Source organism: Leifsonia sp. 71-9 (assembly GCF_001898805.1).
In the GTDB taxonomy this organism is placed as follows: Bacteria; Actinomycetota; Actinomycetes; order Actinomycetales; family Microbacteriaceae; genus Leifsonia.
Window position 1 is genome coordinate 155,590 of record NZ_MKVJ01000019.1, and the last position, 17,053, is coordinate 172,642.

At 63.4% G+C, this 17,053-nt stretch carries 15 protein-coding genes and 1 pseudogene; all 16 read right to left on the reverse strand.

The features are described from left to right. Nucleotides 1-165: 165 nt before the first annotated feature. Entirely contained in the window at nt 166-375 is a 210-nt protein-coding gene (locus BGO91_RS14785) for a heavy-metal-associated domain-containing protein (protein ID WP_115697591.1), read from the reverse strand. A 131-nt stretch (nt 376-506) separates the two neighbouring features. After that, nucleotides 507-2,021, reverse strand: coding sequence for a multicopper oxidase family protein (locus BGO91_RS14790; RefSeq protein WP_290473496.1), 1,515 nt, complete (start codon nt 2,019-2,021; stop codon nt 507-509). Between the two features lie 125 nt (nt 2,022-2,146). Next, nucleotides 2,147-2,803 (reverse strand): DUF305 domain-containing protein, encoded by a 657-nt coding sequence (locus BGO91_RS14795; protein WP_290473497.1) that lies wholly within the window; start codon nt 2,801-2,803, stop codon nt 2,147-2,149. Between the two features lie 74 nt (nt 2,804-2,877). Then, entirely contained in the window at nt 2,878-3,060 is a 183-nt protein-coding gene (locus BGO91_RS14800) for a hypothetical protein (protein ID WP_290473498.1), read from the reverse strand. Between the two features lie 8 nt (nt 3,061-3,068). Further along, a pseudogene (locus BGO91_RS14805) lies at nt 3,069-3,930 on the reverse strand (IS5 family transposase). A gap of 430 nt (nt 3,931-4,360) precedes the next feature. Beyond that, on the reverse strand, nt 4,361-5,650 hold the full coding sequence (locus BGO91_RS14810; RefSeq protein WP_290473499.1) for a hypothetical protein: 1,290 nt from the start codon (nt 5,648-5,650) through the stop codon (nt 4,361-4,363). 701 nt (nt 5,651-6,351) lie between these two features. Next, complete coding sequence (locus tag BGO91_RS14815; RefSeq protein WP_290473500.1) at nt 6,352-6,756, reverse strand: DUF3566 domain-containing protein; 405 nt, start codon at nt 6,754-6,756, stop codon at nt 6,352-6,354. 35 nt (nt 6,757-6,791) lie between these two features. Then, a complete protein-coding gene (locus BGO91_RS14820) occupies nt 6,792-7,535 on the reverse strand; it encodes a cytochrome c biogenesis protein CcdA (protein ID WP_290473519.1) in 744 nt (247 codons plus the stop codon). A gap of 46 nt (nt 7,536-7,581) precedes the next feature. Next, nucleotides 7,582-7,860, reverse strand: a complete 279-nt coding sequence (locus BGO91_RS14825; protein WP_290473501.1) for a hypothetical protein — start codon at nt 7,858-7,860, stop codon at nt 7,582-7,584. A gap of 43 nt (nt 7,861-7,903) precedes the next feature. Beyond that, nucleotides 7,904-8,902 (reverse strand): c-type cytochrome biogenesis protein CcsB, encoded by a 999-nt coding sequence (gene ccsB, locus BGO91_RS14830; RefSeq protein WP_290473502.1) that lies wholly within the window; start codon nt 8,900-8,902, stop codon nt 7,904-7,906. Next, nucleotides 8,899-10,581 (reverse strand): cytochrome c biogenesis protein ResB, encoded by a 1,683-nt coding sequence (locus BGO91_RS14835; RefSeq protein ID WP_290473503.1) that lies wholly within the window; start codon nt 10,579-10,581, stop codon nt 8,899-8,901. Before BGO91_RS14835 ends, ccsB begins: the two co-directional genes overlap by 4 nt. A 4-nt stretch (nt 10,582-10,585) precedes the next feature. Beyond that, the gene (gene lgt, locus BGO91_RS14840) at nt 10,586-11,554 is read right to left on the reverse strand and encodes a prolipoprotein diacylglyceryl transferase (RefSeq protein WP_290473504.1); all 969 of its coding nucleotides are present in this window, start codon (nt 11,552-11,554) and stop codon (nt 10,586-10,588) included. Nucleotides 11,555-11,611: 57 nt separating this feature from the next. Further along, the gene (locus tag BGO91_RS14845) at nt 11,612-12,178 is read right to left on the reverse strand and encodes a TlpA disulfide reductase family protein (protein WP_290473505.1); all 567 of its coding nucleotides are present in this window, start codon (nt 12,176-12,178) and stop codon (nt 11,612-11,614) included. 58 nt (nt 12,179-12,236) lie between these two features. Continuing rightward, complete coding sequence (locus BGO91_RS14850; RefSeq protein WP_290473506.1) at nt 12,237-13,466, reverse strand: M23 family metallopeptidase; 1,230 nt, start codon at nt 13,464-13,466, stop codon at nt 12,237-12,239. 68 nt (nt 13,467-13,534) lie between these two features. Continuing rightward, nucleotides 13,535-15,304: a F510_1955 family glycosylhydrolase gene (locus BGO91_RS14855; RefSeq protein WP_290473507.1), complete on the reverse strand. Its 1,770-nt coding sequence runs from the start codon at nt 15,302-15,304 to the stop codon at nt 13,535-13,537. Between the two features lie 823 nt (nt 15,305-16,127). Continuing rightward, entirely contained in the window at nt 16,128-16,490 is a 363-nt protein-coding gene (locus BGO91_RS14860) for a hypothetical protein (protein WP_290473508.1), read from the reverse strand. Between the last annotated feature and the right edge of the window lie 563 nt (nt 16,491-17,053).

Sequence of the window (17,053 nt, forward strand, 5' to 3'; positions counted from 1 at the left end):
ATGGATTGGCGGTGCGAGGGGCCGGTGTAACTCACGGGCGACTGCTCAGCGTGAGTGGGTGAACATCCCACCGCGTCTGCCGGGAACAGCAGCCGGACGATGGTGAGGCTGGCGCCAAAGGAGGCATCCAGCCCCACTCCAACCTGTTTGATGGGTGAGCTCAGCTCAGACACGAACGGCTGAGTAGCCCGCCTCCTTGACCGCGGCGAAGACTTGTGCGTCATCAAGGTCGGTCGCGCTGGTCACAACCAGCTTGCCGGTTGTTGCGGACACGTCGATGTTTTCGATACCTGCGATCTGTTCCACTTCTTCGCGGACCGACATCTCACAGTGACCGCAGGTCATCCCGGTGACTTCATACTCAGTCGTCGACATTGTCATTCCTCCAGAAATACGGGCAAGGGGTATCCTTCCCTCAACAACATGATACCCCCTGCCCGTATTCCACCAAAGTGAGCATGCGCCACGAATGTGCCCGATGTTCGTGCGGACAGTCGACGCGGCTGCTATTTCTGGTACGCGAGCACGGTCATCATGCCCGACTCGCCGTGGTAGATGTTGTGGCAGTGGCTTAGCCAGAGGCCGGGGTTATCGGCGTCGAAGTCGACACGAAGAGTCTTGCCCGGAAGGACGATCGAGGTGTCTTTGCGGGGACCGCGGCCGGGGTGTTGATAGGTGTGCCCGTGCAGGTGCATCGGATGCCACATGGTGGTGTCGTTGACGAATTCCAGTTGCACCCGCTCCCCCTCGTGAACCGCGAGGGCGTCTTGCAAGGGCCGGTCCGGATTGAACTGCCGGCCGTTGACTGCCCACTTGTACGAGTTCATGCTGCCGGACAGCTTCATTTGCACGGTGCGGTCGACGGCGCGTGACTTCAGCTGCACCGCGTCGTCCGCGATCAGATCTTCGGCCACCCCCACCCGCGGCGAGTTCAGCTCGGGCAGCGTCTTCAGGGGCGCTGGCGCGGCGCCAGTGCCGGTACGGAGGATGGCGTATGCGGCGGCGTCCTTGCCCTCAGCGGAGGCAACGAGTGGGAAAACTCCGTCGCCGGCGGTGACGATGACGTCGTAGCGCTCCCCCATCCCGATCAGGAGACTATCGACCTCGCTATGCCGGACGGGGTACCCGTCGGTGTGGGTGATTGTCAGGGTGTGGCCGCTGATAGCGACCCGGAATGCAGTATCGGCGCCAGCGTTGATGAACCGGATCCGGATTTTCGATCCAGGCTTGCTTGTGAAGGTTTCCGGGTCAGCAGCGGGCCGGCCATTGATCAGATAGAGCGGGTAGTAGACGTCGCCGGTGTCACCACCGAGCAATGCCGAGTTGGTGCCCATCAGCATGTTTCCCATCCTCATGAGCATTCCGTTCATCCCCATTGCCCCCATCCCTTTGGAGAGATCGTTCAACACTTGGTCCGGTGTGCTGGTTACTCCATCGAGCCAGTCGTCGAGGATGACGATCCATTCTTGGTCGTAGCTCAGGGGTTCTCGCGGATCGTCGATGATTAGCGCTCCATAGAGGCCCCGGTCGATTTGCACGCCGACGTGCGGGTGGAACCAGTAGGTGCCCGGGTGCTCGGCAGTAAAGCTATAGCGGAAGGCGTCTCCGGCAGCGATCGGGTTCTGGGTCAGCGGAGGCACACCGTCCATGTCGTTGCGCAGAGCAACGCCATGCCAATGCACCGAGGTGGACGCAGGTAACCGGTTCGAGACGTTCGCCTGGATAGTGTCACCGGCACGAGCGCGGATGACGGGAGCCGGTGTTGACCCGAACGTCCACGTGTCAGCGATCCGACCCGCAAGATCGAGTTGCGAGGGCTGGGCATCCAACGCCACAGCAGTGACCCGGCCGGTCCGCCGGCGCGCCTTCTCCGCCGCCGCAACTGCAGCGGACGTTGGGGATATCAGAGCGGGTGTTGCCGGGGTGCACGCAGCAAGCGCGGCCAGGGTGGCGGCACCGATGCTCGCGCTGAGGAAGGTACGTCGGCTGAGTGGGCGTGGGGGTTGGGCAGAAAGCGGCATGGCAGACCTCATGAGGCAGAGCAGAGCAAAAGGAGAGGGGCCCGGTGAGGTGGCGCAGGGGGAATGTGGATCCCACCCCACCGGGGTCAATGCAGGCGTGAGTCAAAGATCGCGACCCGCGCACGCTAGCCGAGGGCCGCCAGCATGGCTTTCATATCGGCGATCTCCGCAGTTTGGGAGTTGACGATGTTGTCGCCGAGCTTCACGGCGGCACCGTCCTTGCCACCCGACTGTTCCTGCTTGGCCATGGTGATCGCACCTTCGTGGTGCTGGATCATCAGGGTGAGGAATTGCTTATCAAACGCAGTTCCGGTTGCGGCCTTCAAGCTGTCCATGTCCTGCGCGGTCATCCCAGGCATCGAACCCATGCTGGAGGAATCGGTAGGCATCGGCGTGGACATATTCATTCCGGACATGTCGTCGGGGGTCGGCGAGCTCGAGCCCATTCCGGGCATAGTGACCGGTTCACCCCAAGACTTCAACCAGGACTTCATCTGTTCGATCTCGGGCTGCTGGGCGGCTTTGATCTTCTCGGCCAGGTCCTTGACCTGAGTTGAAGCGGCACGGGATGGGGCGAGGTCGGCCATTTCAATGGCGCCTTCGTGGTGCACGATCATCATCTGCGCGAATGTGACGTCTTGCGCGTTGTGCGCCGCGGTGGGTGTCGAGGACATACCGGACATGCCGGACATGTCTCCCATGCCGGAACCGGTGCAGGCGGTGAGGAGGCCACCAGCGGCCAAGACCACGCCGGCAAGGACAAGACGAGGTGCGATTTTCATCAGTACTCCAAAGGATTGGTTTGGGATTTCGAGGTTGTATCCGATGAGAGAAGCAGAGCTCTCCCCAGGAGCCTTTAAATCCGCAAAACCTGGAGAACCAGCGGGCGATCGCTAGCACGCACCGCGATCTCTTGTCGCCATTGCGCGATCAATCGAGGCGCGCCGAAGGAAAGTTTGTTCCCCAACGGGGAAGCGGGCAGGAAAAGCAGGGTGGCGCCGAGCAAGAAGAGGCAGGCGTGCATGGTGTCGTGGCTCATCGGTGCGACTAGGGCGTGTTGATAAACCCGGTGTTGAGCCAGTGGAGGGTGGCGGCGAGGCAGAGGGCGGCGTGGTAGTTGCGGGCGGTCTTGTCTGATCTCATCGCGAGGCCCCGCCATTGTTTGAGCCGGTTGAAGCAGCGTTCGACGACGTTGCGTCCGCGGTAGCGTTCCCGCTGCTCGGGCCCGAAGTCGATGGGCCGGCCCGGCTTCCGGCGGCGGTGCGCGATCTGGTCGTCTCGCTCGGGGATGGTCGCCGCGATCTGGTGCTGCCGCAGCCAGGCCCGGTTTGCTTTGGAGGGGTAGCCCTTGTCCGCCAGGACGCGCTCCGGCCGCAGCCTGGGGCGCCCGGCGGTCGGCACCCGGATCTCACTCAGAGTGGCCGGGAGCATGATCGTGTCGGCGACCTGGCCGCCGGTGAGCACAAACGCCAACGCCCGGCCACGGCCGTCGCAGACCAGGTGGGACTTGGTCGTCAGGCCCCCGCGGGAGCGGCCGATCGCATGATCAGGCGGCTCCGTCCCGAACTTCGTGTAGTTCGATCGGGCCCTTTTTTGGGCGCGGCAGCGTGGCGCCGTGCTGGTGCACACGCACGATCGTGGAATCGATCGAGGCCACCCAGTCCAACTCGCCAGAGGCGTGCGCTTGTGACTGCACCTGCTCCAGGACCCTCGCCCACACACCCAACTTGGCCCACCGGTCGAACACCTTATAGACCGTGTTCCACTTCCCGAACTGCTCCGGCAGATCCCGCCACGGCGCCCCCGTTCGATACCGCCAGGCCGTCGCCTCCACGACCTGGCGCGGATCGACCGGCGGCCGGCCCGTGGCCGCGGCCTTCGGGAACAGCGGCCCGATCACCGCCCACATCTCATCCGAGATCACATCACGCGACACAACACCCAGCCTCGCCGAACGAAGACCAAAAGTCGTTTATCAACACACCCTAGGGCCGTCGTGGAGGTGCGTGCCACGTCCGCCGCGACCGAGGGATGTTGGGGGGTGGGCCCCGCCAGAGAAGAGGCCATGCTCGTTAGGTCGCTATGGGCGAAGTCTGCGGTGGAAGTGGCCGTCATGGGCGTGTCGATTCCCGTATGCATGGCAGCGATTCCGGAGATGAGTGCGAGCACCATCAGTACCCGACCCGTGCGCTGTCCCTGTCCATCTCCTCAAGAATACCCACCAGTGGTATCGCAGGGAAACCGGTGCGGGGCATTCTCAGCTCCGTACTTCAGACCCGGCCTCTGCGGCACTGCTGGTGCTCTGTCCAGCTTCGTCGACGTTGTGTCGACAGGGCTGGTTACATTGGGTCGTTGATGTGAAGATGGTTGCAGGTGTCGTAGAAGTCTTGAAAGTTGCGCAGGGCAGGTTCGTTTCCCGCCCTCGCTCGACAGTTATTTTGGCCAAGGCCCGAACCATACGGCATCCTCGGGTCGAGTATGCGGATCAGCGCCAGGGAATTGCCGTCTGCGCCGGTCGCTAGGCTACCGCCGAGGCGGTAGAAGTCCACCGCGTGGCCACCGCCCCCGGCATAATGCTGCGAGTAAATCCCAGCACCTTCAATCTGGCCGGTACAGCGCCGGTTGATGTCACTGACGCCGACGGTTGCGAAGGTGTGCAAGGCGATCACCATGACCTGCAGAACTTGGGTGTCGATCCCGCAGTTCGGGACCGAGCGGCCCTCCGCGATCCATCGGATCTCCATGATGTGGTCGGGGGAAGAGCCGGAAAGTTGGCCAGCCGCGACGTACCCCATAAGCTCTTGGGCGAGGGCGCGGGCGTCAGAGGACACCGGGGCGCTGGATCCCGCAGCGCGTGCGGCGGCCGCGGCGGCGGCTTCCGCTGCCGCTCGTGCCGCAACGCCGGCCTGATACTGCTGTTCCGTCGTAGCGGTGGCGCTGGTCAGCGACGCAAGCTGGGCCTGCAGCTCGTTCTCGTGGGCGGTTTGTGTAGCCAGCGACGCAATCATGTCCTTCTGTGCCTGGACCGCTTTGGCCAACGCGGTCTTCGCGGTGACGGCAAGCGTGGCGAGAGCGTCCTTCGCGGCAACGGCCTGATCGCTGGCGGCATTTGCGTTGTTGCTGTCCTGCGCTGCCTGCGAGTACAGCCGGTTGATGGTCGACGCCAGCTTGCCCAGACTACTCAGGCGATAGAGCAGGCCCGCTCGGTCTGAGGACTTGCTGATCAGTAGCGTGCCGGTGAGATTGGGACCGCCCGTGCGGGCGAACTTCGCCATCACTGTCGCCGCCTGCTGGTGGGAGGTTTCGGACTTGACCTTCAGCTGGGCGGCCGCGGCCGTGAGCCTATCTGCCTTGTTTTGGCCCGCTGTGAGTGCGAGCTGGGCTGCTTCGTTGTCTCTTTCGCGGGCGACTGCGGCGTCCTCGGCCGCTTTTACTTGCGTCTTGAGATTCGAAAGCAGGGCGGTGATCGCATTGACTTGGGCCTGTTTTGCCGCCTCGCTTGAACGTGCGGCTTGAACGTCACCCCACGATGGATAAGAATCGGCCATCGCTTTGGGGGCGGTGATGCCGCCCGATGCGGTGATAAGGACTGCAATTACCAGTCCAGCCCAAAGTCTCCACGAGCCCATGCCGCGCGTGAGAGTTGAGACGTGACGTCGTTGCATTCAAGGTCCGAATCGTATGTGCGAAGAAGTAGCCTTCGGAAAGAGATGGGTCGTTGGCTCCCCGACGCTAACCTGTGACCGCTTCTCCCTCCCCCGCAACACGCCGTCACCGAATTCGAGCAGGTTCGACGCGGGATCTTCTTTCGCAGGAGTTGGCGACGCCCCGCCAATACTGCTTGCGAGTGAACGGAGCGTCGATTCATCGTGCCGCGTTGGGGTGCTCTCGTACGACCGGGAGATCTTGCCCCGTCGGCGCGGTTTGCTGTGGACACCATCAACATTGCCCCCGGGCGGCGCGATGACGGTCCTCTGAGAGGCCCCGCCCGCAAAATGGGTGATTTGCTGCCAGCTCAATCACCGCACCACCACCACGGGATCGAGTAGGCCCGTGATGGCACCTGACCATCGACACGACGTAACGTTGTTCTGCGGTGTCCGCGGAAGCGCACTGTGTCGTCACATTCTCATTGAAAACATAGAGAGGAAGAGGTAGAGCGCGCTAGCGGCGACAGAGACTACGGCACCGCCGATAAGGAGGCGATGTCTACGGGCCTTCGCCGGGAGCACGGGTTCAGGTGCAGCTCCGGTTTCCCACCAGGGCCGCTCATTTTGATCGTCTGGCACCTTTCTCCTTCTTGCCGAGCTGTCTAGCGGGGCCTGGGGCGTCAGTCCTGTCTAAATCCGATGAAGAGTCCGCCGGTCGCTTTGGAACTGAGGTTGTAAAGCAGAGCGATAAACATCCCGCCCACCATGGTGGCGAGCGCACCGGCGAGCCCTACCACGACCGACCCGACGAGCGCGGTTCCGAGGTTGATTACTTTGGCAACGCTTGAGGCGGAGGATGCCGTGGTTTCACCCGCCGGGCCGGAGAGGAGGGAATCGATTTGTTGGAACGCGCCGATTTGGTCAAGGATCGTCCAGAGGAGGGCGCTGGCAAGTACGGTGACTGCGGCCATGATCAGGCCGACAAGGAGGGACACCTTCGCCATCGGCCACACACCCGTGTAGACAAGGTGAAGTCGGGCGTCGTAGCGTTCGGCGCTTTCGCCGATGTTGTGTTGTCTGTTCATAGGAACTCCTTCGGGGCATTTGTCGGGCGGATTGATCAGATCGGGAGCGTGACCCCACCGATGAGGGCTTGGAGGCTATAGATCCACGCGGTCCAGACTCCGGTGACCATCAGGAGGCCGATCACGATCAGGACGGTGCCGCCGGCGATGTTGATGGCTCGGATGTGTCGGCGGAGGAAGCTGATGGCGCCGGTCGCCCAACCGATTCCGAGGGCGAGGAGGACAAAGGGAATACCGAGGCCGATTGAGTAGAAGCCGGTCAGGATGGCGCCGCGCGCGGCGGATTGGCTGGACAGGCTGAGCGAGAGGACGGCGGCGAGGGTGGGTCCCATGCAGGGTGTCCAGCCGAGCCCGAAGACGATTCCGAGCAGGGGTGCGCCGATGATGCCGGTCGAGGGGCGGATGGGCATTTTCAGGGTGCGTTGGAAGAACGAGAAGGTGCCGACAAAGGCCAGGCCCATCACGATCACTAGAAGGCCGAGCAGACGGGTGATGAGGTCTTGCCAGCGCACTAGCCAGGACCCGAAGGCGCCGAAAAGGGCACCGTAGGCGATGAACACGATGGCGAAGCCGAGGACAAAAAGCGCGACTCCGGTGACGGTTCGACGTCGGCTGACGCGCCCCGTGGACCCGGTGACTCCGCCGACGTAGGCCAGATACCCGGGCACCAAGGGGAGCACGCATGGGGAGGCGAACGAAACCAGGCCGGCGAAGATCGCGATCGGGATGGCCAGTAGCAGTCCACCGTTGGCGATGATGGAGGCGAATTGTGCGCCCACTAGGTCGCCGCCGATCGGCGCCAACTGGGTTGCGGGAGGAGCCTGGTCATTTCTGGCCAGCAGTGATGGCACCGGCGAGAATGAGGGCTGCGGCCATCGGGTATCCGGCGGCGAGGTCGACCCAGCCGGGGGGCTGTGTGCCGAAGACGCCGAGGTGGGCGAGCCAATGTTGCAGGCCGACCAGGAGTCCGATCAGCATGATCAGTTGGCCAACGCGCAGGAACCGGCGTTTGCGTAGGTAGCGTGCACGCAATTGCTCCGGGGTTGGTTTGGCGTCCTCATGAGTGGAACGTCGCCGAGGGGGTTCTGCGTTCTTGCGGGCCATGGTTTGCCTTTCTGCTGCTGTTGTGGTCGATCGGGTGCTTGGTTCAGAGGCCGCTGTAGGAGTGCAGGCCTTTGAAGAAGACGTTGACGATGCCGAAGTTGAACATGACGGCGGAGAAGCCGATGATCGCCAGCCAGGCCGAGCGGGATCCGCGCCAGCCGCGGGTGGCGCGAGCGTGGATGTAACCGGCGTAGACGACCCAGATAATGAAGGTCCACACTTCCTTGGTGTCCCACCCCCAGTAGCGCCCCCAGGCCTTTTCTGCCCAGATCGCACCAGCCATGAGCGTGAAGGTCCAGAGGATGAAACCGACGATGTTGATCCGGTACGCCAGGTTCTCCAGGGTGCCCGAGCTGGGGAGGGTTGCCAGGAACCGCAGCGGGGCCGGTCGGCCGTCGGCGATCTGCGTCTCTCTGCGTGTCTGCAGCAGTTGTACGGCGGAGAGCGCGAAGCCGATCGCGAAGAAGCCGGTAGCGATGATCGCGACCATCACGTGGATGACGAGCCAGTATGACTGCAACGCAGGCGGTAACGGTGCAACCTCGACGTAGTAGCGCATGCTAGAGATCCCCAGGAGGATCAGCACAAGCCCGGTGACGAAGGAGCCGAGGAATCGTAGGTCGTACCTGAGCGTGACAACGAGGAAGACGCCGACGATCAGCAGGGTGCCGGTCATCGAGAATTCATACATGTTTGCCCACGGCACGCGTCCGGCGGCGATGCCGCGGAAGATGTCGGCGCCGAGTTGAACGATGAAGGCAAGAACGGTGAGTGAGTATCCGGTGCGCAAGCTCGCCGACCCCAACCTCGAGGAGTCGGCCTGGTCCACCAATCCGCGGATGAGGGTTGTCGTTCGTGCCGGACCGGGCGTGTTGCTGGCCTCCGCTTCTTGCGCGCGCCGGGCGACGGCACTAGGAACAGAGGCGGTCGCGTGAGCGCTGCGCCGGGCGAGGTCCAGCGCGAAAGCAATGAACGCTGCCGCGTAGAGGACCATCGAGCAGATCAGCAAGATGACGGAGATCTGTGACAAAGAGTCGGTCACGGTGTTCCCTTCAGGTCGGTGTTTCGTTGTGAGTCCTGATCGGCTTCACTTGTGCTGCGCAAGGCTGCTTGGTGGGCGGACGCCAAGTCGGCTACCGCGTCGTGTAGTTGGGGGTCGTCGCCTCGAGCGAGTCCGGCGTACTCGATGCGGACGGGTTTGGCTTCGTCGACGATCGCTTTCACCCACAGGCGTCGGCGTGGCACGAACAGGGAGGTGAGAAGGCCGCCGAGCGCGGCGATGGCGAAGAACAGCACCCACCCCTGGGCCGGGTCGTGATGGATTTCAAAGGACGCGAACCGGGACACGCGCTCCAGCGTGATCGAGCCGAGACCGTCGGGAAGTTGCTGCGTCTGACCGAGTTTGAGCTCAATTGACCGGACCCCGGTCGTGCCGCCGGTGAGTTGGGTGAGCTTCGTGGTGTCAAGTGCGTACACGGACTTGGGTGCCCCGGTGTTGATGCCGAGGTCGCCGGAGTATGCGTTCAACGTCAGAACGGGATTGGTGAGGTCGGGGTACGAGGAATAGAACGCTCCGGTGCTTGCGGTGGACTTCGTGGGATAGAAGAAACCGATCAAACCGACTTGTTTGGCAAGTCCGTCGGGGACTTTCACGACGCCGAGGGAGGTGAGGTTCGCGTCTTGTGGGAGGAAGGGGATGTCGTCGCTGAACACGGCGTGGCCTTGCGGGTCGCGGACTGTGATCCGGGGGGCATACCCATTTCCGAGCAGATAGACGTCGGTGCCACCGATCGTGAGGGGTTCGTTGACTTTGATCGTGCGGCTCGACTTGTCTGGCGAGCCTTGGGTTTGGGTCGTGACGGTCGCGGTGTAGTCGGTTGGGAGTCCGCGTGCCCGCTTGTTCTGGGTTTCGTAGGTGACCGCGAGCTTGTTCAGGGTGAGCGAATAGGGGGCCAGCTCTGTGGGGCTGAAGAAGCGGCCGGGGTTGAACGAGTCGTAGGCGGCGAGGGTGTTGATCATGCTTTGCCCCTCGACAACCACCCGGTTGCCGTTGAACCCGAACCCGCCGCCGATTCCCACCGTGATCAGGATCCCGACCAAGGCGATGTGAAAGGTCAGGTTGCCCGCTTCGCGCAGATAGCCCCGTTCGGCGCTGACCGACAGCTCCCGCCGACCAGCGGCCTGCGTGCCGGAGAAGGCGGCAATCCGGTAGCCGCGTTTGCGGAGAATTGTTGCCGCCGTGCTGATTGCCGTTGCGGCCGTTGCCGCCGAGGCGGCTCCCCGACCAGCTGACAACTCGATGGAGATGTGGCCGCTCATCCGTGATAGTCGGGCGGGCGTTTTTGGTGGTGTCGCGCGGAGGGAGCGGAGGTGGTGGACCGTGCGTGGCAGGACGCACCCGATCAGAGAGATGAACAGCAGCAGATAGATGCTGGAGAACCAGAACGAGGTGTAGGCGTCGAAGGCTTGGAGTTTGTCCAGCACTGGCGCGAGGCCGGGGTTGTTTTTGAAGTATTGAACGACACCGTTGGGGTCGGAGCTGCGTTGCGGGACCAGGGATCCGGGGACGGCGGCCAGAGCGAGCAGCAGCAGCAGGAACAGGGCGACGCGCATGCTGGTCAGCTGTCGCCACATCCAGCGCATCCATCCGGTGAACCCGAGTGCCGGTTCGGTGATTTTGCCCGGGTCGGGTGGTCTGACGTCGACCTCGATGTGGTCCAAGGGCCTAGACATCGGACCGCTTTCGCATCGAGTTCGACCGGGGTACGTCTTCGGGGGCTCCTGCAGCATCGTCGACGGCTGGGGTGGTGGTGACGGCGGGGTTCGGGTCGTCGAGAGGTGTGGGTTGGTGCCCGTCACGGTACGGCGAGTCTTCGGGTTCGGGGTGGCGTTTGGTTTGCACGAGGAATAGCGCCGCGCCGAGCGCGACCAGGACGAAGGAGGCCCACACGTTGGCGGGGATACCGAGGAACGTGTTACTGGTGGGATCGATCCGGATTGCTTCCAGCCAGCTCCGGCCTAGGCCGTACCAGATCAGGTACACGGCGAAGGCTCGCCCCCATCGCAAGTTGAGGCGGCGTTCCAACACCAGGATGATGCCGACCCCGATCAGGTTCCAGATGATCTCGTAGAGGAACAACGGGTGGAAGAGCGATCCAGCAGGGAGGCCGGCAGGGAATTTGGGATTGCTCGCTTCGATCTGCAGGCCCCACGGCAACGTGGTTGGCAGGCCGAAGAGTTCGTGGTTGAAGTAGTTGCCGAACCGTCCAAGCGATTGCGCGACGAGCAGGGCCGGTGCCAGCGCGTCTGCGAAGGACCAGAACCGGATTTTGGTTTGCCGGCACCCGATGTAGGCGCCGACGGCTCCGCCGATGAGGGATCCATAGAGGGCGTTCCCGCCGTCCCAGATGGCGAACACCTTCCACAGGTTCGCGCCGGGGTAGAAGTAGTCGCCGGTGTGGGTGAAGACGTGGTAGAACCGGGCACCGACGATGCCTAACGGCACCGCCCAGAGAATGATGTCGAGAACGACGGGGCCGCGGGCGCCCCGCTGGGCGAGTCGTTTGGAGGTGATCATCGTGGCTGCGACGATTCCGGCGAGAATGCACAGCGCATAGGTGTGGATGGTCAGTGGACCAACCGCGAACTGGGCGAACACGGGGTCGGGGCTGGGAATGCTGAGGTGGCGGTTCATGAAAGGGCTTTCGGTGAGGGGTGTGCGGGTGGAGGCTCCTAACTTCGAGGAAGGGTGTCACGGTCCCTGTTCTGTCAGAACGGTGCTGATTAGTGCGCTGAGCACGGACGCGTCCGGCAGTTGGCCCAGGATGCGAGCGGCGACGCGTCCGTCCTTGTCGACGACGAGTGTGGTGGGGACCGCGTTGGGCGCAACAATCCCGCTGAACGCCAGTTGCATGGCACCGTCGGAGGCGTCGAGCACGCTGGGGTAGGTCACTCCATAGGTGCGGGCGAACGCGCGGGCGGTTTCGGCTTGGTCCCTGACGTTGGCACCGAGGAATTCAACACCTTGTCCGGCGAACTTTGTGTACGTCTTTTCGAGTGCGGGTGCCTCCGCCCGGCAGGGGGCGCATCCGGCGTACCAAAAATTGACGACCAGAACTTTCCCGGCGTACATCGCTGAAGTGGTCGGTTTGCCATCCTCGAGCTTTCCCGCGAATGCGACAGGTGCCGCACGATTCTGGGGTTTGATTTCGGTGATGGTGCCGTCGCCGGCGACGTAGTTCTTCCCGGATCCGTCTTTGTACTGCTGAGCGAGGGCATCGTTGTTGCTGCTGCACCCCGCCAGCGTGACGACGAGCATGACAGCTGTCGCTACCGAGGTGACGGCGGTACGGAGCCTGATGGTTCGCGGGGTGGGGTTAGCCAAGTGTGATTCCTCTCGCGCTCATGAATGGTTGCGGGTCGATCCGGTTACCGTTGACGCGGACTTCGAAGTGCAGGTGGCAGCCGGAGGAGCCGCCCGTCGTACCGACCTGGGCGATGTTCTGGCCGGCTTGAACGGTTTGGCCCACGTTGACCAGGACTCCGCGCTCGCGGATGTGCGCGTACCCGGTCATCACCCCGGAGCCGTGGTCAAGGAGCACCCAGTTGCCGTAGGTTCCAAGCCAGCCTGCGTATACGACGCGTCCGGGGGCGGCGGCGAAGATCGCGGTGCCGCACCCGGCGGCAAGATCTGTGCCGTAGTGGAATGCGCCCGAGCTGGCGACCGGTTTGTCCGGGCGTGGCCCGAACCGGTCGCTGATCCATCCGGACACCGGTTTCGCCCAACCTTGTCCACCGAGTTGCCCACCGTCCCCTGAGGGCACCGGTGCACCACCTGCCGCAGCCGCGGCAGCAGCGGCTGCGGCTGCGGCTGCGGCGGCCGCTTCTTGCTGACGTCGGGCCTCTTCCCCTTTGCGGTAGTCGGCTTCGGTCGCTTTGCGGTTCTCGACCAGCAGTGCCAGTTGGGCTTGCAGGGTTCCCTGTGTCTGTCGCTGTTCAGCCAGCTGGTTCGCTGCAGTACGGCTGGCAGCGACCGCATCCTGCAGCGTCTTTTCGGCAGCGCGGCTAAGGTTCGCTAGAGCGGCTTGGGCGGCATCCGCCTGGCGGGTAAGTGATCGGACGGTGTTTGCGCTGGTGGTAGCGGCGGCGAAGGCCCGATTGGAGCGTTGCGTGAGTTGGCTCATGGTGCCGAGTTGGAACAGCAGCGTCTCAGCTCGTTGCCCGTTCAGCAGGAACAGGGTGGTCGGTTCGCCGTTGCCGAAGCGTGCGAGTTGGGCGACCAGTTGGCCGGCGCGTGCTTGGGATGCGTTCGCGCGCGCCTGCGCCGCATCGGCCGAAGTACGCAGCGTTTGTGCTCGGTAATTTGCTAGATCGAGTCGTGCTTGCGCCTTCTCGTAGTCGCTGCCACGGTCGGCTGCTGCCGCCTGGGCGGTGCGGACGTTGTCTTCCAGTGTGCGCAGAAGATTGGTGATCCGATTGATTTCGGTTGCTTTCGCACTCTCGCTTGAGCGTGCGGCTTCAACCTCCGCCCAGGACGGATAGTCGGCGCCTCGTGCCGGGCCTGCTGCCACCAGCTGGCTACTGAGTAGGACGGTCAGGATCAGCACAGCCACTGGCCACCGCACTCGAATTGGTTGGACTCGACGCGTGCTCTTCGTCGAGCCCCGTGTTGCGCTCATAGGGTGCCCTCGATCAAGGTGACCCAGCTGGTGCCGTGATCGGCGGTTGCGACGATTCCGCGGGCATGGGCACCGAGGATCCACAGTTTTGACGCGCCCTGCACTGTTGCCAGCGACTCGGGCAGAGAGTCAAACGTTCCTTTCCGCGCCCAGGTGGAACCGTCGTCTGTGGTTACCCAGATCTTCTTGCTGACGTCGACGCCGACGAATTGTCCCGGTGCTGCGTCCACCGGGGCGACCAAGTACAGGATCGGCCGTCCGGGCAGGGCAGTGAAGGTCAAACCGGCGTCCCGGCTGATCTGCACGCCGGCCTGGGTTGTGGCAAGGAGCGTGTCCGGTGCGTTTGGGTTGACCGCGAGCTTCCGCAACGAGAGGGTCGCGCCATCGTGCCAGGTGTGACCGCCATCATCGCTGATCCGGACGCGTTGTTGGGCCGCGTCGTAGCCGTAGATCCGCACGCGGGCGTCACTTGTCGGGGCGGTAACAAGGTCGTGGAAGTCGGTGTGACCGGCTAGCGAAACAGGCTTCCAGGATTGTGCGGCATCGAGGCTCTGGATCAGACCTAGGTTCGCGGGTAGCTGCTGCGGGTTGTTGCCGGGGTCGGGGTGCCCGGATGCGAACATGACGCCGGAACGGGCGACAGTAAACCCCATTGTGTCCTGGCTACTAACGCCGACCCGGGCGGTGGTATCGGTGGCGAAACCATCTCCTAGTTTCGCCGCGTCGATTGCCCACACCCCCTGGTGGGTCGCGGCAAAGATGCGACCGTGCGTGGCATCCAGGCCATGCACGTGTCCGAGCTCGTTCATTCTCGGAGCCGCCGGTGTTGCGGCGCTGCAACCGCTGAGCAGGACAGTGACCGCGAGGGTGCTGACGATGAGGGCCGAGGTGTGCCGACGGATGCGCGATGGCATGCTTATTTCACTTTCTGCGTAAGCCACGCATAGGGGTCGACCGGGGTTCCGTTGACGGAAATGCCGAGATGCAGATGGGCGCCGGTGCTGGCCCCTGTGCTGCCGACCAGGCCCGACCAGTTGTCGGACCTTGACGGTTTGTCCCACACTGAGCGCGAGCGAACCGTAGGCCATGTGGGCGTAGAGGCTGCTGACAGTTTGTCCCTCGATTTGGTGGTCGATGATGGCGTACACGCCCAGGCTTCCGGACGGATTGCCCACCTCGCGGACGACGCCGTCCGCTATCGCCTGGATCGGGGTTCCGGCGCCCGGATTCATATCGATGCCCTCGTGATAGGAGGAGCAACCAGAGCACGGCGCGACTCGGTAGCCGAATCCGTCGCTGATTGGCACGCCGACATCGAATGGCCACTGGATCGGGGAGGCGGGGTCGTTTGTGAACGTGTTCGCTGTCCGCAGGAAGGTGTTCGGAGTAGTGACTGCGGCTTTTGGTTTCGGTTTCGGCGGCGGCGGCGCGGTCACAGCGACTTCTTCGCGTGTGACGGGTGCCGGGTCGGTAGCGGCGACTGTTACCGTTTGCAGCTCTCCCGGTCGTGCCGTTGCGATCTGTTGCCGTTCGCCGGGCACGATCGCATAGGCCGGGAGGGCGTAGGTTCCGAACAAGGTTCCGGCCAGCGCCAGCGCAGCAATCGGCGCCCATCGTTTGCGGGTACGTCGTTGCCGAGTGTTTGCCTCGGGACGCGTGACCGGTCGACGCCGCTCGGCGTCGCGTCGGGCGCGGCGTGATTCGTGCTGGTAGGCGGCCGCGGGAAGCGCGTTCGCGCTTTGTCGGTGGCGAGAGTGTGCGGGCATCGTGGCGAAAGGCTCCGACGTTTTGGCGTGAGAAGACCCGTAGGTCGGCTCAGAAGGGTAACGACGAGAAATGCCGACCGGAGGCCACATTCATCGCCAAATAAACTGGGGAGGGTGTTGTGACGGAGACCATCCGAAGAGAAGCGTCGATCACGTCACAGCAGGGAGCGCAAACCCCACGCCAGCCAACCGCTAGTGCTTGCTAGTCAAGTCGGCGTTGCGCCGTGGGGTCCAGAGGTGCCGGTCTAGGTGCGGCTTATGGAGAGCGCGACTAGCGACGGTCCATGCGCTCGAACAGACGTAATTGACGCTATGGCGACAGGCGCGCTTCGCTGCACAAGGTCAACAAGCGCGAGCCCTCTACTTACCGCGAAGAGCGAGACGGCGACGGCGATCACGACCAGAACGCACGCGGCGCCTGCGATCGCACAACTGAGCTCGCAGACCGTGTCGCACTGCGGTCCCGGGGAGCTCTGAAGGCTTTCGGGTGCGCTTGCGACTGGCGAAACCGGAACAATGGGCGGCTCAATGTGTGGTTGGGTCGCGACAGAGTGGGCGTTAGGTTGGCTGCCAACCGCAGTCGCGACGGACTCATGCGGGTGTGCCGAGTTCATGGATGTCATCACAAACATCCCGACCACCAACGCCATCAGCGACAGAATTGCGAGCAGGATCCGATGCCGGCGCATAGCAACGACCCGGTTCGGGTCGAGTCGCGGGAGCGTCATGTTTCAGTCCTGGGTTGATGGTTTGGGGCACCCGCATCTTAGCGAGGGGTGATGGGCGGGAGCAGCAAACCGGATGATGTGTCTGCGTTTATAGGTTAGGTGGAGAGCTTGAGCGTGGTGCCCTGCGCTTGCCGAAAGTCAATGTGGAGGTGATCGCAAGTGTCGTCGAACGGCAGGAAATTGGTGACGGCCACGCTCCCCCGGCAGCCCACCTGGCCCAGATCTGTATTCGGAGGCATCACAGGGTCAAGCGCGCGAATTAGCTTCAGCGACCCCGGATCTCCGCCCGTGAGCGGGCGACCATTTAGCAAGTAAAAGTCCACGGCATGACCTCCGCCATTGGCGTAATGCGAGGACGCACTACCCGCACCTTCGATCTGACCGGTGCACCGTCGGTTGATGTCACTGACGCTGACGGTGTTGAAGTTCGCTAATGCGACTTCGATGGTCTGCAGCACCCGATAGTCCACACCACATCCAGGAACGGCGCGACCCTCCGCCAGGTTCCTGATCTCCGGGATGTGGTCGGGGGTGTACCCCGTCAACCGTCCTTGCCCAACAGCGACCATAAGAGTCTGCGCCAACCGCTGTACCGTCGGCGATACGGTCGACTCCACCGTGGAGTCCAGTTTCGCGCTGTTCTCAGTGATCGAAAAGGCTTCTCGGGCCGCCGCTGGAACGGCAGCTCCGCCACTCAGCAACGTCTGTACAGCGACGCCCGCTCGAGACGCAGTAGCGGCGCCATCGGCAGAAGTCGCATACGCGGGCAACGCCGCCGTGCCGACGAGCCCACTCGCCGCTGCAACCACAACAACCTTCGCCCAGATCGAGCGCAGCCGCCGGTTTTGCGAACGGTCTTCGATTGAGGACCGAGACGCAAATGGGGCACAAGCCGGCCGCACGTTGCTACGTCGGCGCGAAGTGGGCGCCGATGGGTCGTTGCCTACGGCGCGAAATGAGTCCTCTCGAACCCCGTGGGATGCCGCGACCCGACGTTTGCCCTGCCGGACCGACGCGGATA

What these genes read in the sequence shown, in the direction of transcription:
- BGO91_RS14785 (WP_115697591.1), bottom strand. Translation starts at nt 375, where the DNA reads ATGTCGACGACTGAGTATGAAGTCACCGGGATGACCTGCGGTCACTGT.
- BGO91_RS14790 (WP_290473496.1), bottom strand. Translation starts at nt 2,021, where the DNA reads ATGCCGCTTTCTGCCCAACCCCCACGCCCACTCAGCCGACGTACCTTC.
- BGO91_RS14795 (WP_290473497.1), bottom strand. Translation starts at nt 2,803, where the DNA reads ATGAAAATCGCACCTCGTCTTGTCCTTGCCGGCGTGGTCTTGGCCGCT.
- BGO91_RS14800 (WP_290473498.1), bottom strand. Translation starts at nt 3,060, where the DNA reads ATGAGCCACGACACCATGCACGCCTGCCTCTTCTTGCTCGGCGCCACC.
- BGO91_RS14810 (WP_290473499.1), bottom strand. Translation starts at nt 5,650, where the DNA reads ATGGGCTCGTGGAGACTTTGGGCTGGACTGGTAATTGCAGTCCTTATC.
- BGO91_RS14815 (WP_290473500.1), bottom strand. Translation starts at nt 6,756, where the DNA reads ATGAACAGACAACACAACATCGGCGAAAGCGCCGAACGCTACGACGCC.
- BGO91_RS14825 (WP_290473501.1), bottom strand. Translation starts at nt 7,860, where the DNA reads ATGGCCCGCAAGAACGCAGAACCCCCTCGGCGACGTTCCACTCATGAG.
- lgt (WP_290473504.1), bottom strand. Translation starts at nt 11,554, where the DNA reads ATGAACCGCCACCTCAGCATTCCCAGCCCCGACCCCGTGTTCGCCCAG.
- BGO91_RS14845 (WP_290473505.1), bottom strand. Translation starts at nt 12,178, where the DNA reads ATGCTCGTCGTCACGCTGGCGGGGTGCAGCAGCAACAACGATGCCCTC.
- BGO91_RS14855 (WP_290473507.1), bottom strand. Translation starts at nt 15,304, where the DNA reads ATGCCCGCACACTCTCGCCACCGACAAAGCGCGAACGCGCTTCCCGCG.